This window comes from Streptomyces sp. NPDC029139, assembly GCF_055564335.1.
The window spans coordinates 606,774-622,177 of the sequence record NZ_JBVHWN010000003.1; the positions used below are offsets into that span (position 1 = coordinate 606,774).

Below are 15,404 nucleotides of genomic sequence, written 5' to 3' on the forward strand. Positions count from 1 at the left end.
CGAGCTGACCGGCCGGGCGGCCGCACAGAGCCGTCAAGGCCGGTGGCGGGAGCTGACCGGCCGGGCGGCCGCACAGAGCCGTCAAGGCCGGTGGCGGGGGCTGACCGGACGGTGGTTCGGGAGCCGTCAGTCGGGTGGCGGGCTGTCGGCGCAGGGCGGGGCCGCAAGGTCGGGGCGCCCTGATCCGTCGCAGGGGGCGCGGGCAGCCGGGCCCCCGCCCCTCCGCGACCCGTTCCGGTCGGACCGGCGGCACGTCGCGACGACGTGGTCCGGGCCGTCAGCCGATGGTGAAGGATCCGCCCGGAGGGACCGGGGAGGGGATCGCGGTCGTGTCCGTCACCGGGTGGGCGGTGCCCGTGAAGCGGGTGAGGGAGGCGCCGTGCTCCACGCGCGCGGGGAACGCGTCCGCGGCCGCCCGGCGGGACAGATGGGCCGTGTCGATCTCCTGGTCGGAGGCGACCAGGACCGCGTTGCCGAACCGGCGGCCGCGCAGCACCGCCGGCTCGGCGATCAGGGCGAGCTCGGGGAAGACCTCCGCGAAGGTCGCCAGTTGGGAGCGGAGGAACGCGAACGGCGCGCCGTCGGCCAGGTTCGCGGCGTAGAGGCCGCCCGGCCGCAGGACCCGCCGCGCCTCCCGCGCGTACGCCACGGAGGTCAGGTGCGCGGGCACCCGTGAGCCCCCGAAGACGTCGGCGATCAGCACGTCCGCCGACGCTCCGGGCGCCCGCTCCAGCCACGCTCGGGCGTCCGCCGCGTGCACGGTGACGCCCGAGCCGTCGGGCAGCGGAAGGTGCTCGGCGACCAGGTCGAGCAGAGCCCGGTCGGCCTCCACGACGTCCTGCCGTGAGCCGGGCCGGGTCGCCGCCACGTAACGGGGCAGCGTGAGCGCCCCGCCGCCGAGGTGCAGCACGGACAGCGGTGCCCCCTCGGCGGCGGCGCTGTCGAGGACGTGGGCGAGCCGGCGCGCGTACTCGAACTCGAGGTGCGTCGGCTCGTCCAGGTCGACGTACGACTGCGGCGCGCCGTCGACCGTGAGGAGCCAGGCCCGCTCCCGGTCGACGTCGGGCATGAGCCTGGCGGTTCCCCCGTCGACGTCCCGGATGACCGGTATCTGCTCGTTCACGCTCTCATTGTGCCCGTACGGCACGAGCCCTCTCAGGCCAGGGCCGTCACCGTGCCGGCGCCGACCGTGCGGCCGCCCTCGCGGATCGCGAAGCCGAGACCGGGCTCCAGCGGTACGTCGCGGCCGAGTTCGACGGTCATGGTGACCGTCTCCCCCGGACGCGCGACCGCCGCCCCGCCCAGGTCGACGTCACCGACGACGTCCGCGGTCCGGATGTAGAACTGCGGCCGGTACCCGGTCGAGACGGGGGTGGTTCGGCCGCCCTCCTTCCCCGACAGGACGTAGACCCGCGCGGTGAACCGCCGGCTCGGTACGACGCTGCCCGGCGCCGCCACCACGTGCCCGCGGCGGACCGCGTCGCGCGCGACCCCGCGCAGCAGCAGGGCGACGTTGTCGCCGGCCTCGGCCGACTCCATGGGCTTGCCGAAGGTCTCGACCCCGGTGACGACCGTCTCGGTCCCCGCGCCCAGCACCTCCACGCGGTCGCCGACCCGCACCGTGCCGCGCTCGACGGCTCCCGTGACGACGGTGCCGCGGCCGGTGATGGTGAGGACGTTCTCGACGGGCATGAGGAACGGCGCGTCCACGTACCGCACGGGCATGGGCACATAGGTGTCCACCGCGTCGAGCAGCGCCTCGATGGCCGCGGTCCAGCGTGGGTCGCCCTCCAGGGCCTTCAGTCCGGAGACCCGGACGACGGGGACGGAGTCGCCGCCGTAACCGTGCGCGGTCAGCAGCTCCCGTACCTCCAGCTCGACCAGGTCGGTCAGCTCGTCGTCGCCCGCGTCGGCCTTGTTGAGGGCGACCACGATGTGGTCGACGCCGACCTGACGGGCGAGCAGGACGTGCTCGGCCGTCTGCGGCATGATCCCGTCGAGCGCCGAGACGACGAGGATCGCCCCGTCGAGCTGGGCCGCGCCGGTCACCATGTTCTTGACGTAGTCGGCGTGTCCGGGCATGTCGACGTGCGCGTAGTGGCGGGTGTCGGTCTCGTACTCGACGTGCGCGATGTTGATGGTGATGCCGCGCTGGGCCTCCTCGGGCGCGCGGTCGATCTGGGCGAACGAAACGTAGGAGGTGGCGCTGCCGGTCCCGCGCTCGCTGAGGACCTTGGTGATGGCGGCGGTCAGGGTGGTCTTGCCGTGGTCGACGTGGCCCATGGTGCCGATGTTCAGGTGCGGCTTGGTGCGCACGTACGCCGTCTTGGGCATGGTTCGCTCGTTCCTTGAGCTCGAAGCGTGTGAGGGGACCCCGGGGCCGGACCGACCCTCCCCCTGTGGGGTCCGCCGGACGAGCCGGGGAGGGTCAGCTTCGGGCGCCGTCGCATGCGGCCGCGAGGAACGTGGAATCGACAACGGCAGCCTTCGGCGCGGCCGCGACTGCGGGCCGTGCTGCGAGGAAGGCGTACCGGAACATGCCCCTGATCATGGGGGTGCGGGGCGGTCCGCGTCGAAGGGTTTTTCACGGCGGGGAGTACGGTGGGGAGTTCGGCGCGGAGCTCCGGGAGGCGCCTCTGCGCCGCGTGTCCGGGCCCTCGGTCCCGCCCCTCAGGAAGGGGCGACGTGCTTGAGCGCCTCGCGCGCGGAGAGCGGGGAGAGACGGCCGCGGTGCCGCTCGACGAAGGCGCGGACCTCGGCCGGGTCCGTCTTCGCGTACTCCCGCAGGGACCAGCCGATCGCCTTGCGGAGGAAGAAGTCGGTGTCGGCGGCGCGCCGCAGGCAGTGGGCGAAGAGCCGCTCGCTGTCCGTCGCGTCCCTGAAGCGGAGTTGGTGCAGCAGGGCGGTGCGTGCCACCCACGGGTCGTCGTCCTCGATCCACTCGTCCATCCGCGCCGCGAGCGCCCGGTCGGCCGCGACGAGACCGCCGACGACATGGGCGGCGAGAGGGTCGACCGTGTCCCACCAGGAGTCGGTGGTGACGAGGCGACGGGCGACGGGCAGGAAGCCGGAGGAGCACCGCCGGACGTGTCGGCGCAGGTAGTCGACGGCGAAGTAGTGGTACTCGCGCTCGGGGAGCGCGAAGCAACGCAGCGCGACGGCGGTGCAGTCGGCCTCGTCGGGGCCCGGGATGCCGTCGAGGACCGTACGGGAGAGGGCGCGGCGCTCGGGGGTGCGGATGCCGAGGAAGGGGACGACGCCCTTCATGTACGCGACCATCTCCTGCGCCCGGAAGGGATCGCCGGCTGCCGGGTAGACCTCGGTGAGGCGGGCGAGCACGGTGTCGGCGAGCGCGCTGCCGGGCACGGCGGATGCCGGGGGCGCCGTGGCCGAGGCGGGCTCGGCGGTCGCGGCGGGTTCCGAGGGGACGGCGGTCGTCATGGGGTTCACCGTACGACCGATGACGGACATCACGGCGATCACATGGGCTTGTCGGTTACTCTCCCCGGATGCTCGACCCCGTCACCCGGCCGCCGGGCTCCCTCGCTCCGCGGCTCTCCCGGGCCCTGCTGTCGCCCTGGTCCCGGCTGTCCCTCCTCGTCCTGCTTCTCCTCTCCGCGGCGACGGCCGTCGTGCTGTACGAGCCCCAGCGCCTCCTTGCGGCCGGCTGGCCGCCGCAGACGAGCGGCGTGGGAGCGGTGGTGCTGTTCGGGCTCGCGTACGGGGCGTGCACGGCCGCCTTCGTGCCGCGGCCGATCCTGAACCTGGCGGCGGGCGCGCTCTTCGGCACCCAGGCCGGGCTGGTGGCGGCGGTGGCCGGGACGGTCCTGGGAGCGGGGATCTCCTTCACCCTGGGCCGGGTGCTGGGGCAGGACGCGCTGCGGCCGCTGCTGCGGGGGCGCTGGCTGAAGGCGGCGGACGGGCAGATGAGCCGGCACGGGTTCCGCTCGATGCTGGCGATCCGGCTCTTCCCGGGGGTGCCGTTCGCCGCCGCCAACTACTGCGCGGCGGTCTCCCGGATGGGGTACGCGCCGTTCCTCCTGGCGACGGGGATCGGGTCGGTCCCGAACACGACGGCGTACGTGGTGGCGGGCAGCCAGGCCGGCTCGCCGACCTCGCCCGCCTTCCTGATCTCGATGGGCTTCATCGTCGTGTCCGGGCTGGCCGGGGCGACCGTCGCCTGGCGCAAGCGCCACGGCCTGCGGTCGACGCCGCCGCCGGCCGCGACGCAGCCGGTACGGGTCCTGACGGGCGCGGGGGCGGGTTCCACGCCCGAGCGGTGACCGCCCCGTAGGACGCGAGGTGTCCGGCCTGGCCGGGCCGGCGGGGGCGGGGGGCCACCTCACCAGCGGGGCGACAACCCCCGGCCCGGTGCCGGAGCGTGGCGCGGCCGGACGGCGGGGGCCGGACGGCGGGGGCGCCGGCTCCTCAGAGGGCCTCGACGATCATCGCGTTGGCCAGGCCGCCCGCCTCGCACATCGCCTGGAGGCCGTACCGCGCGCCGCGGGCCCGCAGGGCGTGGACCAGGGTGGTCGTGAGCCGGGTGCCACTGGCCCCCAGGGGATGACCGATCGCGAGGGCGCCGCCGTGGACGTTGACCCTGGCCGGGTCGGCCCCGGTCTCCTGCTGCCAGGCGAGCACGACGCTCGCGAACGCCTCGTTGATCTCGAACAGGTCGATGTCGTCGAGGCCGAGTCCCGCCCTGCGCAGCACCTTCTCCGTCGCGGGGATCACTCCGGTCAGCATCAGCAGCGGGTCGGAGCCGGTCACCGCGAAGCTGTGCAGCCGGGCGAGCGGGCGCAGCCCGAGCCGCTCGGCCGTTTCGGCCGCCATGACGAGCACGGCCGAGGCGCCGTCGTTCGTCGGGCTGCTGTTGCCGGCGGTCACCGACCAGTCGATCTGAGGGAAGCGCTCGGCGAGGACCGGGTCCTGGAAAGCGGGCCGGAGCCCGGCCAGGATCTCGGGGGTGGTCCCGGGCCGCACCGACTCGTCGCGGCGGAAGTCCCCGTAGGGGACCACCTCGGCGTCGAAGAGCCCCGCCTCCCAGCTCCTGGCCGCCCTGGCGTGCGAGGACGCGGCGAACTCGTCCATCGCCGCGCGCCCGATCGACCACTTGGCGGCGATGAGTTCCGCGCTGATGCCCTGCGGGACCAGGCCCTCGGGGTACCGCTCGGCGACCCCGGGCCCGAACGGGTCGGCGCCGGGCGGCACGTTCGACCACATCGGGACGCGGCTCATGGACTCGACCCCGCAGGCGACGGCGATGTCGTACGCCCCCGAGATCACGCCCTGGGCGGCGAAGTGCACGGCCTGCTGCGAGGAGCCGCACTGGCGGTCGACGGTGGTGGCGGGCACCGATTCGGGGAGGCCCGCGCCCAGCCAGGCGTACCGGGTGGTGTTCATGGCCTGTTCGCCGACCTGGTCGACCGTTCCGCCGATGACGTCGTCGACGAGGGCGGGGTCGATGCCGCTGCGCTCGACGAGGGCGGCGAGCGTGTGGGAGAGCAGGGCGACGGGGTGGACATCGGCGAGGGCCCCGTTGGCCTTCCCCTTGCCGATGGGCGTGCGGACTGCTTCGACGATGACGGCATCGCGCATGACGACGGCTCCTCGTTCACCTGAGAGTTGGAAAACTGGACCTACACTCGCGAGTAACATACTCCAGTGAGTTTGATTTTCAAACCCTCTCGGCGTTCCTCCCTTAGGCTGAGCGCATGAAGGCCGCCCCCCGCCCCTGCTCGATCGCCGACGCCCTCGCCCTCGTCGGGGAGAAGTACGCGCTGCTCGTCCTGCGCGAGATCTCGCTCGGCGTCCGCCGCTTCGACCGGATCGCACGGAACACCGGCGCTCCGCGCGACATCCTCACGGCTCGTCTGAAGCGGCTGGTGGAGGCCGGAATCCTGGAGAAGGTGCCGTACAGCGAGCGTCCGCAGCGCTTTGAGTACCGGGCCACACCGGCCGGTGAGGAGCTGCAGCCGGTGCTGCTCACACTCATGGCCTGGGGCGACCGCCATGTGAACCCCCAGAACAGGCCGGTCGTCCTGGAGCACAGCTGCGGCGAGGTGCTCAGCCCTCGGGTGGTGTGCGCCTGCTGCGGTGACGAGGCGGACGCCACGAGCCTGACTCCCCATGTACGGGCGCCGGGCTGGACCACGAACGGGCCCGTCGGGAGCTGAGGGCGCGGGGCCGGGAGACCTGGGATCGGGGCCTTCACCCAGGGACGGTACGCTGCGCAACGACCGGCGGTCGATCTCCGATCCGACCGCCCCTTCTGACCGCACGAGCACATTCGGGACGGCCCTAGCCCCATGAGTTGGTTCGAATCATTCATCCTCGGACTCGTCCAGGGGCTGACGGAGTTCCTTCCCATCTCCTCCAGCGCGCACCTCCGGCTCACCGCCGCGTTCGCCGGCTGGCAGGACCCGGGCGCGGCCTTCACCGCGATCACCCAGATCGGCACGGAGACGGCGGTCCTGATCTACTTCCGCAAGGACATCGCGCGGATCGTCTCGGCCTGGTTCCGCTCGCTGCGGGACAAGTCGATGCGCGGCGACCACGACGCCCAGATGGGCTGGCTGGTCATCGTCGGCTCGATCCCGATCGGTGTGCTCGGCGTGACGCTCAAGGACCAGATCGAGGGCCCGTTCCGTGATCTGCGGCTGATCGCCACGACCCTCATCGTGATGGGCATCGTCCTCGGCATCGCGGACCGTCTCGCCGCCCGCGACGAGATCGGCGGACGGCACCGCGTCGTCCGCGAGCGCAAGACGCTCAAGGACCTGGGCGTGCGGGACGGCCTGATCTTCGGCTTCTGCCAGGCGATGGCCCTGGTCCCCGGCGTCTCCCGCTCGGGCGCGACGATCTCCGGCGGTCTGCTCATGGGCTACACCCGCGAGGCGGCCGCCCGCTACTCCTTCCTCCTGGCCATCCCGGCGGTGCTCGCCTCGGGCGCCTACGAACTGAAGGACGCCACCGAGGGTCATGTGTCCTGGGCACCGACGGTCTTCGCGACGCTCATCGCCTTCGCCGTCGGCTACGCCGTGATCGCCTGGTTCATGAAGTTCATCACCACGAAGAGCTTCATGCCCTTCGTGATCTACCGGATCCTGCTGGGTGTGCTGATCCTGGCCCTGGTCTGGTCCGGCACCCTCGAGCCGACGGAGGGCGTCACCGCCGGCCACTAGGCCGAGGGGCAGCAGGCCCCCACGACGGCGCTTTCGGAGGGTTTCCTCCGGAAGCGCCGTTCTCGTTTCGCCGGCCTCCTGCCGAGACACCTTTTCGCAGGTGGCGGTGGAGAACCGCCCGCCCGGCGACCCGAACACGTGCCCGTACGGCTCCCCGGCCGATCCGGGCCTTCCGGCGTTCCGGCGCTTCACCCGGTCGGACCATTCGTCTGGCGACCGACGTTCCCCCGGCACACGATGAGTCGGACGCGTGAGCACCCCTTGATCGGCGCCACTTCCCAGGTGCGCGGGGCGCTGTCTCCCTTCCAGCCCTACCGAGGCAGCGGTCGATCTCCTCGCCCTCACCGCTGGAGGAATCCACCATGGCAACTTCGCACTCACCCCGCTGGCAGCACGCCGTCGTCACCGGCGGCGCCGGCTTCGTCGGTTCACACCTGTGCGCCGCGCTGCTCGACGAGGGCGTGGCGGTGACCTGCGTCGACGACTTCAGCACCGGCCGGCGGGAGAACGTCTCCCCGCTGCTGGACCGACCGGGCTTCGAGCTGCTGGAGGCGAACGTCTCCGAGCCGTTCCAGGTCGCCCGGCCGCCCGACCTCGTACTCCACTTCGCCTCCCCCGCGTCCCCCGCCGACTATCTGCGTCTCCCCCTGCACACGCTGGACGTCGGCAGCCTGGGGACGAGAAACGCCCTGGCGGTGGCCCACGGCTCCGGCGCGCGCTTCGTCCTCGCCTCCACCTCGGAGGTGTACGGCGACCCCCAGGAGCATCCGCAGAACGAGCGGTACTGGGGCCATGTCAATCCCGTCGGACCCCGCAGCGTCTACGACGAGGCGAAGCGCTTCGGTGAGGCGCTCACCACGGCCGAGGCGTCGGCGAACGGGACCGACACCGCGATCGTCCGGCTCTTCAACACCTACGGCCCGCGGATGCGCGGATACGACGGCCGGGCCGTACCGACCTTCATCCGGCAGGCGCTGGCCGACGAGCCGCTGACGGTCACCGGTGACGGGCTGCAGACCCGGTCGCTGTGCTACGTGGACGACACGGTCCGAGGCATCCTCGCGACGGCCGCCCACACCATGCGCGGACCCGTGAACCTCGGCAACCCGGACGAGATCACCATGCTCGACCTGGCCCGCTGGATCATCGAACTCACCGGCTCGCGCTCGCGGATCCGTTTCGTCGAGCGGCCCACCGACGACCCTGCCGTCCGCTGCCCGGACATCACCCTGGCCCGCGACAAGCTCCAGTGGGAACCGACCGTCCAGGCCGAAGAAGGGCTGCGCCGCACCATCGCCTGGTTCCGCGCCCACGGCCCCGCCGAATCCCCCACCGTGCGTCGCGCCGACTGAGGCAGCGGTCCCCGACAGCGGAAAGGCCCTGGCACCATGCGAGTTCTCGGAATCAACGCGCTCTTCCACGACCCCGCCGCGGCGCTCGTCGTCGACGGCAGGACGGTCGCCGCCACGGAGGAAGAACGTTTCTCACGGCGTAAGCACGGCAAGCGGCCGGTGCCGTTCTCCGCCTGGGAGCTGCCTGAGCAGGCCGCCCGCTGGTGCCTGAAGCGGGCCGGGCTGCGACCGCAGGACCTCGACGCCGTGGCGTACTCCTACGACCCCTCGCTGGCGCTGCCGGCCGAGGTCATGGGGCTCGACGACCCCTGGGACCATCTGCGGCAGACGTACGCGCGTGAGGTCCCCGGGTTCCTGAAGACGGCGCTGCCCGGGCTCGACCCGGGGATCGTCCGCTTCGTCGGCCACCACATGGCGCACGCCGCGTCGAGCGCCTTCGCCGCGCGGGACGCCGAGACGTCCTCCGTCCTCGTCCTCGACGGGCGGGGCGAACGCGCCTCGCACCTGTCGGCCCGGCGCGTGGGGGACCGCCTCGAACCACTGCACTCCCAGGAGCTGCCGGAATCCCTCGGCCTGGTCTACGAGGAACTCACCGAGCACCTCGGATTCCTGCGCTCCTCCGACGAGTTCAAGGTGATGGCACTCGCCTCGCACGGCTCCCCCCGCATGCTGGACGCGCTGCGCCGGTACGTGCACCCGACCGGCGACGGCGGTTTCCGCGCCGGTGGCGTGCCGTGGTCCGAGTTCTGTCCGCCGCGCGCCCCCGACGAGCCGTGGACCCAGGACCACGCCGATGTCGCGGCCAGCGCGCAGGCCGTCCTCGAGGAGACGATGCTCGACCTGGTGCGCTGGCTGCACGGCCGCACCCACGACAGCGTCCTGACCCTCGCCGGCGGTGTCGCGCTCAACTGCGTGGCCAACGCGCGGATCGCCCGCGAGGGCCCCTTCTCGCGGGTGTGGGTCCAGCCGGCCGCGGGTGACGCCGGCACGGCTCTCGGCGCCGCCCTGCTGCTGTCCGCGGAAGCGGGCGACGAACCCGAGCCGATGCGGGGAGCCGACCTCGGCCGTGACTGGACGGACGCCGAGCTCGCCGGCTGGCTCAAGACCGCGGCCGTTCCGTTCGAGCGGCCCCCGGACATCGCGGAGACCGTCGCCGAGGCGCTGGCCGACAACGCCATCGTGGCCTGGTTCCAGGGACGTTCGGAGTACGGGCCGCGCGCGCTCGGGCACCGGTCGCTGCTCGCGCACCCGGGGCACGCGGGCAACCTGGAGCGCCTGAACGACGTGAAGGGCCGCGAGCAGTTCCGGCCCGTCGCCCCGATGGTGGCGGCCGACCGGGCGGCCGAGATCTTCGACGGCCCGCTGCCCAGCCCGTACATGCTCTTCGTCCACGACGTCGCGGCCGAGTGGCGCGAGCGCATCCCGGCCGTCGTGCACGTGGACGGCACGGCGCGGATCCAGACCGTCGACCGGGAGCAGGAACCGCTCGTGGCGCGGATGCTCGACGCGTTCGAGCGCCGCACCGGCCTTCCGGTCGTCGTCAACACCAGTCTCAACACGGCGGGAAGGCCGATGGTGGACGACCCGCGCGACGCGCTGGAGTGCTTCGGCTCCTCGCCGGTCGACCTGCTGGCCATCGGACCGTTCGCCGTACGCCGCGGCGAGGCGTTCCGCGCCGGCGCCAACGGGTGGTCCCGGTGACGGGCCACGGCGGGGCGCCCGCGTACGCCGTCGTCGTGCCGACCCTGGGCCGGCCCAGCCTCCGTCGCTGCCTCGACGCCCTGGCCGCGTCCGCCGGACCCGCGCCCTCGCGGCTGGTGATCGTCCACGACCGTCCCGGCGCCGACGGCTCGGTGCCCGAGCTCGCCGTCCCGGGCGCTCTCCGGCCCGTCACCGTCGTCGTGCCGGGCCGGGCGGCCGGCCCGGCGGCCGCCCGCAACGCCGGTGTCGCGGCGGCCGGTCCGGTCCCGTGGATCGTCTTTCTCGACGACGACGTCATCCCCTCGGACGGCTGGGCCGAGGACCTGGCCCGGGACCTCGCCACGGCGTCCGAGGTCACCGGGGCCGTCACCGCGCACATCGACGTGCCGCTGCCCCCGGACCGCCGCCCCACCGACTGGGAACGCAACACCGCCGGTCTGGCCACCGCCCGCTGGATCACCGCCGACATGGCCTTCCGCAGGGAGGCGCTGGACGCCGCCGGTGGTTTCGACGAACGGTTCGGCCGCGCCTACCGGGAGGACGCGGACCTCGCCCTGCGGCTCCTCGGCGGCGGCTGGACGCTCGCCGCGGGAACCCGCAGGACCGCGCATCCGGTACGGCCCGCGGACCGCTGGGTCTCCGTGCGCCAGCAGGCCGGCAACGCCGACGACGTGCTCATGACGCGGCTGCACGGACCGGACTGGCGGATCCGGGCGGGCGCGCCTCGGGGCCGCTTCCCCCGCCACGCGGCCGTGGCCGCCGCGGGCGTCGCCGGCCTGTCCTGCGCCGCGCTCGGCCGGAGGACGGCCGCGGCGGTGTGCGGCGCGCTCTGGCTCGCGGGCACGGCGGAGTTCGCCGTCGCCCGCATCGCCCCAGGCCCCCGTACACGGGAGGAGATCACCCGGATGATCCTGACGAGCGCCCTCATACCGCCGGTCGCCGCCTGGCACCGGCTGCGCGGCCATGTCGTCCACCGCGGCGCCCTGCCGCGCGGTCCCGCCCGCTCCCCCGAGCCGGTGCCCCCCACGGCGGGCACGCCGCGTCGCGCGGAGGTCGGATCATGACCGGCCCCTCCCCCGCCCGGCTCCGCCCCGCGGACGCGCGCGTGGACGACCGCCTGTCCCCCTGCGCCGCACCCGCCCTGTCCGCGGGCGGCGCGTCCGCGAACGCCTCCGCGCGCGCGGACGGGCCCTGGCTGCTCGAGGGCGACCTCTTCGGCGCCCCGGCGCCGCCCCGGCCGCTGTGGGCGCGGGGACCGTACGCACGGCTGCCGGAGGCGGTGCTCTTCGACCGTGACGGCACCCTGGTCACCGATGTGCCGTACAACGGCGACCCCGACCTCGTGGTCCCCATGCCGGGCGCCGCGGCCGCCGTCGCGGCCCTGCGCAGTCTGGGCATCCCCGTCGGGGTGGTGAGCAACCAGTCGGGCGTGGCCCGTGGCCTGATCACCCGTCAGGACGTCGAGGCGGTACGGCGGCGCGTGGACGGGCTCATCGGCCCCTTCGCCGTGTGGGCGGTGTGCCCGCACGGTCCGGGCGACGGCTGTGCCTGCCGCAAGCCCGCCCCCGGTCTGATCCTGGCCGCCTGCGCGCGGCTCGGGGTCCGGCCCTCGCGCACGGTGGTCGTCGGCGACATCGGCTCCGACATGGAGGCCGCCCGTGCCGCGGGCGCCCGGGGCGTGCTCGTACCGACGGCGGCGACGCTGCCCGGCGAGGTGGCGGCCGCCGCCGAGACCGCCACCGGCCTCCCGGCCGTGGTCCGCATGCTCCTCATGGGCGCCCGCGGCCTCGCCGACACCGCCCACCGCGGCGGTGCCCGGTGACCGCGCCGCGCACGCTGGTCGTGCGCCTCGACAGCGCCGGGGACGTCCTGCTCGCCGGGCCGGCCGTCCGGGCGGTGGCGGCGGGCTCCTCGACGACCACGATGCTGTGCGGGCCGCTCGGCGCTCCCGCCGCCGCCTTGCTGCCCGGGGTGGACGACGTCCTCGTCCACGACGCTCCCTGGGTGGGCCTGGAGCCGCCGCCGGTGTCCGCCCACGCGTGCGCGGCGCTGATCGACGCCGTCGCCGCCCGCCGCTTCGACCGCGCCCTGATCCTCGTCTCGTACCACCAGAGCCCGCTGCCCGCCGCGCTGCTGCTGAGGCTCGCGGGCGTGCCGTGGATCGCGGCGGACAGCGAGGACTACCCCGGGGCGCTGCTCGATCTGCGCCACCGCCGCCTGCCGGGCCGGCACGAGACGGAGGCGGCCCTGGACCTGGCGCACGCCTGCGGATTCGATCTCCCGGCGGGCGACGGCGGGGCGCCCCGGGTCCACAAGCCGCCGGACACCACCGCCTTGACCGGCCCCGAGCCGTACGTCGTGCTCCATCCCGGCGCCGCCGTCCCGGCCCGCGCGTGGAGCCCCGACCGGGCGGCCCGGGCGGCCGACGCGCTGCACCGGGCAGGCCACCGGGTGGTCGTGACGGGCGGGCCCGCCGAGAAGGCCCTGACGGCGCGGGTCGCCGCCCGGCACGGCCTCGACCTCGGCGGGGCGACCCCCGATCTGGCCGGCCTCGCCGGGGTCCTGGCCCGCGCGCGGGTCGTCGTGACCGGCAACAGCGGTCCCGCGCATCTGGCCGCGGCCGTCGGAACGCCCGTGGTCTGCCTGTTCGCCCCGGTGGTGCCGGCCGAACGGTGGCGGCCCCACAAGATCCCCCACGTCCTGCTCGGCGAACAGAACGCCGCCTGCGCCCTGAGCAGGGCGCGGGTCTGCCCGGTGGAGGGGCATCCCTGCCTCGACGGCGTGAGCGATGCCGAGGTCCTCGCGGCGGTGGCCGCGCTCCTCGACCGGACCGGCCGCATGGATCGGACGGACCGGACGGCTCCCGGCCTCGCTCCGGTCCCGCCGGAGGGCCTCCACGGAGCGGAGCGAGGAGCGACCGTATGAACATCCTCCTGTGGCATGTGCACGGTTCCTGGACGACCGCGTTCGTCCAGGGGCCCCATACCTATCTGGTACCGGTCACCCCGGACCGGGGACCCGACGGACGCGGCCGGGCCGAGACCTTCACCTGGCCGTCGACGGTGCGCGAGCTCTCTCCCGAGGAGCTCGCGGACGCCCCGGTCGACCTGGTCGTGCTCCAGCGTCCGCACGAGGAGGAGCTCGCCACCCGCTGGCTCGGCGGGCGCCGCCCGGGCCGGGAGATCCCCGCCGTGTACGTGGAGCACAACACACCCCGCGGGGACGTGCCCGACACCCGGCACCCGATGGCCGACCGAGCGGACCTGACGCTCGTTCACGTCACCCATTTCAACCGGTTGTTCTGGGACAACGGCACGACCCGCACCGCCGTGATCGAGCACGGCATCGTCGACCCCGGCCACCTCTACACCGGCCGCCTGCCCAGGGCCGCCGTGGTCGTCAACGAGCCGGTCCGGCGGCGCCGTTACGTCGGTACGGACCTGCTCGCGCAGCTGGCCGAAGCCGCACCGCTCGATGTCTTCGGCATGCGGACGGAAGGGCTCGCCGATCATCTCGGACTGTCCGCCGACCGGTGCCGCTCCGCCGACCTCCCCCAACGGCACCTGCACGCCACTCTGGCGGAACGCCGCCTGTACCTCCACCCGGTGCGGTGGACGTCGCTGGGCCTGTCCCTGCTGGAGGCCATGCATCTGGGGATGCCGGTGGTGGCCCTCGCCACCACCGAGGCCGTGGAGGCCGTCCCCGCCGGAACGGGCACGCTCTCCACCCGCCCCGAGGTACTCGCCGACGCGGCCCGCCGCTATCTGGCCGAACCGGAGGCGGCGGCCCAGGACGGCGCGCGCGCCCGGCAGGCGGCCCTCGAACGGTACGGCCTCAAGCGCTTCCTGGACGACTGGGAGCACCTCATCGCGGAGGTTCGGTCATGACATCCTTCTCCTCCCTCGACGGCCGTCCCCTGGACATCGCCCTCGTCTCGGAGCACGCCAGCCCCCTGGCCGCGCTCGGCGGCGTCGACGCCGGCGGGCAGAACGTGCACGTGGCGCAGCTGGCGGGGGCGCTCGCCGACCGGGGCCACCAGGTGACGGTGTACACCCGGCGCGACGCGGAAGAGCTGCCGGTCAGCAGGCCGCTGCGGCCGGGAGTGGAGGTGCACCATGTGCCCGCCGGCCCTCCGCGGCAGGTGCCGAAGGATGAACTGCTGCCGTACATGAGCGACTTCGCCCGCTATCTCGCGGGGCGCTGGCGCGCGGGTGCCCCCGACGTCGTCCACTCGCACTTCTGGATGTCGGGGCTCGCCGCGCTGTGGTCGGCCTACGAGTCGCGGCTGCCGCTGCTGCACACGTACCACGCGCTGGGCACGGTCAAGCGGCGGCACCAGGGCCGCGCGGACACCAGCCCGCCCGCCCGGATCGCCTGTGAGGCGGAGGTCGGCCGGGGGTGCGACCGGGTGGTCGCCACCTGCCGGGACGAGGTGGACGAACTGGCGGCCATGGGGATACCGCGCGAGAAGGTCGACGTGGTGCCCTGCGGGGTCGACCCGGAGGTGTTCCGCCCGGACGGGCCGGTCGCGGACCGGGGCGCGTACCCCTATCGGCTGCTGCAGCTGGGCCGGCTGGTGCCGCGCAAGGGCGCCGCCGTCTCGATCGCGGCGCTGGCCCGGTTGCCGGGGACGGAGCTGGTGGTGGTCGGCGGCCCGCCCGCCGGAGGGCTCGACACCGATCCCGAGGTCCGGCGCCTGAGGAAGCTGGCGGCGGAGGCGGGCGTGGCGGACCGGGTCCAGCTGCTGGGCGGCGTTCCGACGGCGGAGGTGCCGGCCCTGATGCGCAGCGCCGACGTGGTGCTCTGCCCCGCGGACTACGAACCCTTCGGCATCGTCCCGCTGGAGGCCATGGCCTGCGGCCGGCCGGTCGTCGCCAGCGCCGTCGGCGGACAGCTGGACACGGTCGCCGACGGGGTCAACGGGCGGCTGGTGGAGCCGCGTGACCCCGAGGCGCTCGCCGCGGCGGTCACCGGCCTGCTCGCCGACTCCGCGCTGCGCAGGGCGTACGGGAACGCCGGTCGCCGGCGCGTCCTGGACCGCTTCTCCTGGGCGCGGGTGGCGGCGGCGACGGAGGTGTCCTACCGCACCGCCCTCGCCGCGCGCGCCCCTGTCGCGTGAGCGCCCCGGTCCCGGGACGGCCCTGGGGCCCTGAGACGGTCCTGGTCA

At 74.3% G+C, this 15,404-nt stretch carries 14 protein-coding genes; 10 read left to right on the forward strand and 4 right to left on the reverse strand.

The genetic code is table 11. The annotated features are described in order from the left end of the window. Nucleotides 1–277: 277 nt before the first annotated feature. From ACZ4VW_RS10685 to ACZ4VW_RS10695, 3 genes are all read right to left on the reverse strand, one after another. Nucleotides 278–1,123, reverse strand: coding sequence for a spermidine synthase (locus ACZ4VW_RS10685; RefSeq protein ID WP_467960669.1), 846 nt, complete (start codon nt 1,121–1,123; stop codon nt 278–280). Between the two features lie 32 nt (nt 1,124–1,155). Then, nucleotides 1,156–2,334 carry an elongation factor Tu gene (gene tuf, locus ACZ4VW_RS10690; protein ID WP_467960671.1) on the reverse strand — a complete coding sequence of 393 codons (1,179 nt, stop codon included), beginning with the start codon at nt 2,332–2,334 and terminating at the stop codon, nt 1,156–1,158. Nucleotides 2,335–2,670: 336 nt separating this feature from the next. Continuing rightward, nucleotides 2,671–3,441 (reverse strand): DNA alkylation repair protein, encoded by a 771-nt coding sequence (locus ACZ4VW_RS10695; RefSeq protein WP_467960673.1) that lies wholly within the window; start codon nt 3,439–3,441, stop codon nt 2,671–2,673. A 68-nt stretch (nt 3,442–3,509) separates the two neighbouring features. Here ACZ4VW_RS10695 and ACZ4VW_RS10700 point away from each other — a divergent pair, with 68 nt between their 5' ends. Next, nucleotides 3,510–4,283: a TVP38/TMEM64 family protein gene (locus tag ACZ4VW_RS10700; protein WP_467960675.1), complete on the forward strand. Its 774-nt coding sequence runs from the start codon at nt 3,510–3,512 to the stop codon at nt 4,281–4,283. Between the two features lie 145 nt (nt 4,284–4,428). On the opposite strand, the gene ACZ4VW_RS10705 is transcribed toward ACZ4VW_RS10700, so the two are convergent. After that, the gene (locus ACZ4VW_RS10705; RefSeq protein WP_467960677.1) at nt 4,429–5,598 is read right to left on the reverse strand and encodes a thiolase family protein; all 1,170 of its coding nucleotides are present in this window, start codon (nt 5,596–5,598) and stop codon (nt 4,429–4,431) included. Nucleotides 5,599–5,714: 116 nt separating this feature from the next. On the opposite strand from ACZ4VW_RS10705, the gene ACZ4VW_RS10710 reads away from it, so the two are divergent. The 9 genes from ACZ4VW_RS10710 (at nt 5,715) to ACZ4VW_RS10750 (ending at nt 15,356) form a co-directional block, all read left to right on the forward strand. Beyond that, nucleotides 5,715–6,176, forward strand: coding sequence for a winged helix-turn-helix transcriptional regulator (locus ACZ4VW_RS10710; protein WP_467960679.1), 462 nt, complete (start codon nt 5,715–5,717; stop codon nt 6,174–6,176). A gap of 132 nt (nt 6,177–6,308) precedes the next feature. Beyond that, nucleotides 6,309–7,184, forward strand: coding sequence for an undecaprenyl-diphosphate phosphatase (locus ACZ4VW_RS10715; RefSeq protein WP_467960681.1), 876 nt, complete (start codon nt 6,309–6,311; stop codon nt 7,182–7,184). A gap of 362 nt (nt 7,185–7,546) precedes the next feature. After that, complete coding sequence (locus ACZ4VW_RS10720; protein ID WP_467960683.1) at nt 7,547–8,536, forward strand: NAD-dependent epimerase/dehydratase family protein; 990 nt, start codon at nt 7,547–7,549, stop codon at nt 8,534–8,536. A gap of 36 nt (nt 8,537–8,572) precedes the next feature. Further along, on the forward strand, nt 8,573–10,237 hold the full coding sequence (locus tag ACZ4VW_RS10725; protein WP_467960685.1) for a carbamoyltransferase family protein: 1,665 nt from the start codon (nt 8,573–8,575) through the stop codon (nt 10,235–10,237). Further along, nucleotides 10,234–11,301 carry a glycosyltransferase family 2 protein gene (locus ACZ4VW_RS10730; RefSeq protein WP_467960687.1) on the forward strand — a complete coding sequence of 356 codons (1,068 nt, stop codon included), beginning with the start codon at nt 10,234–10,236 and terminating at the stop codon, nt 11,299–11,301. Before ACZ4VW_RS10725 ends, ACZ4VW_RS10730 begins: the two co-directional genes overlap by 4 nt. Next, nucleotides 11,298–12,059: a D-glycero-alpha-D-manno-heptose-1,7-bisphosphate 7-phosphatase gene (locus ACZ4VW_RS10735; RefSeq protein ID WP_467960689.1), complete on the forward strand. Its 762-nt coding sequence runs from the start codon at nt 11,298–11,300 to the stop codon at nt 12,057–12,059. Before ACZ4VW_RS10730 ends, ACZ4VW_RS10735 begins: the two co-directional genes overlap by 4 nt. Then, nucleotides 12,056–13,162 (forward strand): glycosyltransferase family 9 protein, encoded by a 1,107-nt coding sequence (locus ACZ4VW_RS10740; RefSeq protein WP_467960691.1) that lies wholly within the window; start codon nt 12,056–12,058, stop codon nt 13,160–13,162. Before ACZ4VW_RS10735 ends, ACZ4VW_RS10740 begins: the two co-directional genes overlap by 4 nt. Next, entirely contained in the window at nt 13,159–14,124 is a 966-nt protein-coding gene (locus ACZ4VW_RS10745; protein ID WP_467960693.1) for a glycosyltransferase, read from the forward strand. The genes ACZ4VW_RS10740 and ACZ4VW_RS10745 overlap by 4 nt, the downstream gene beginning before the upstream one ends. After that, nucleotides 14,121–15,356: a glycosyltransferase gene (locus tag ACZ4VW_RS10750; protein ID WP_467960695.1), complete on the forward strand. Its 1,236-nt coding sequence runs from the start codon at nt 14,121–14,123 to the stop codon at nt 15,354–15,356. The genes ACZ4VW_RS10745 and ACZ4VW_RS10750 overlap by 4 nt, the downstream gene beginning before the upstream one ends. Nucleotides 15,357–15,404: the final 48 nt, after the last annotated feature.

Bases quoted from the DNA above. Each gene is read 5' to 3' on its own strand.
- ACZ4VW_RS10745 (WP_467960693.1), top strand. From the start codon at position 13,159: ATGAACATCCTCCTGTGGCATGTGCACGGTTCCTGGACGACCGCGTTC.
- ACZ4VW_RS10750 (WP_467960695.1), top strand. From the start codon at position 14,121: ATGACATCCTTCTCCTCCCTCGACGGCCGTCCCCTGGACATCGCCCTC.
- ACZ4VW_RS10700 (WP_467960675.1), top strand. From the start codon at position 3,510: ATGCTCGACCCCGTCACCCGGCCGCCGGGCTCCCTCGCTCCGCGGCTC.
- ACZ4VW_RS10720 (WP_467960683.1), top strand. From the start codon at position 7,547: ATGGCAACTTCGCACTCACCCCGCTGGCAGCACGCCGTCGTCACCGGC.
- ACZ4VW_RS10705 (WP_467960677.1), bottom strand. From the start codon at position 5,598: ATGCGCGATGCCGTCATCGTCGAAGCAGTCCGCACGCCCATCGGCAAG.
- ACZ4VW_RS10715 (WP_467960681.1), top strand. From the start codon at position 6,309: ATGAGTTGGTTCGAATCATTCATCCTCGGACTCGTCCAGGGGCTGACG.
- tuf (WP_467960671.1), bottom strand. From the start codon at position 2,334: ATGCCCAAGACGGCGTACGTGCGCACCAAGCCGCACCTGAACATCGGC.
- ACZ4VW_RS10695 (WP_467960673.1), bottom strand. From the start codon at position 3,441: ATGACGACCGCCGTCCCCTCGGAACCCGCCGCGACCGCCGAGCCCGCC.
- ACZ4VW_RS10725 (WP_467960685.1), top strand. From the start codon at position 8,573: ATGCGAGTTCTCGGAATCAACGCGCTCTTCCACGACCCCGCCGCGGCG.
- ACZ4VW_RS10710 (WP_467960679.1), top strand. From the start codon at position 5,715: ATGAAGGCCGCCCCCCGCCCCTGCTCGATCGCCGACGCCCTCGCCCTC.
- ACZ4VW_RS10735 (WP_467960689.1), top strand. From the start codon at position 11,298: ATGACCGGCCCCTCCCCCGCCCGGCTCCGCCCCGCGGACGCGCGCGTG.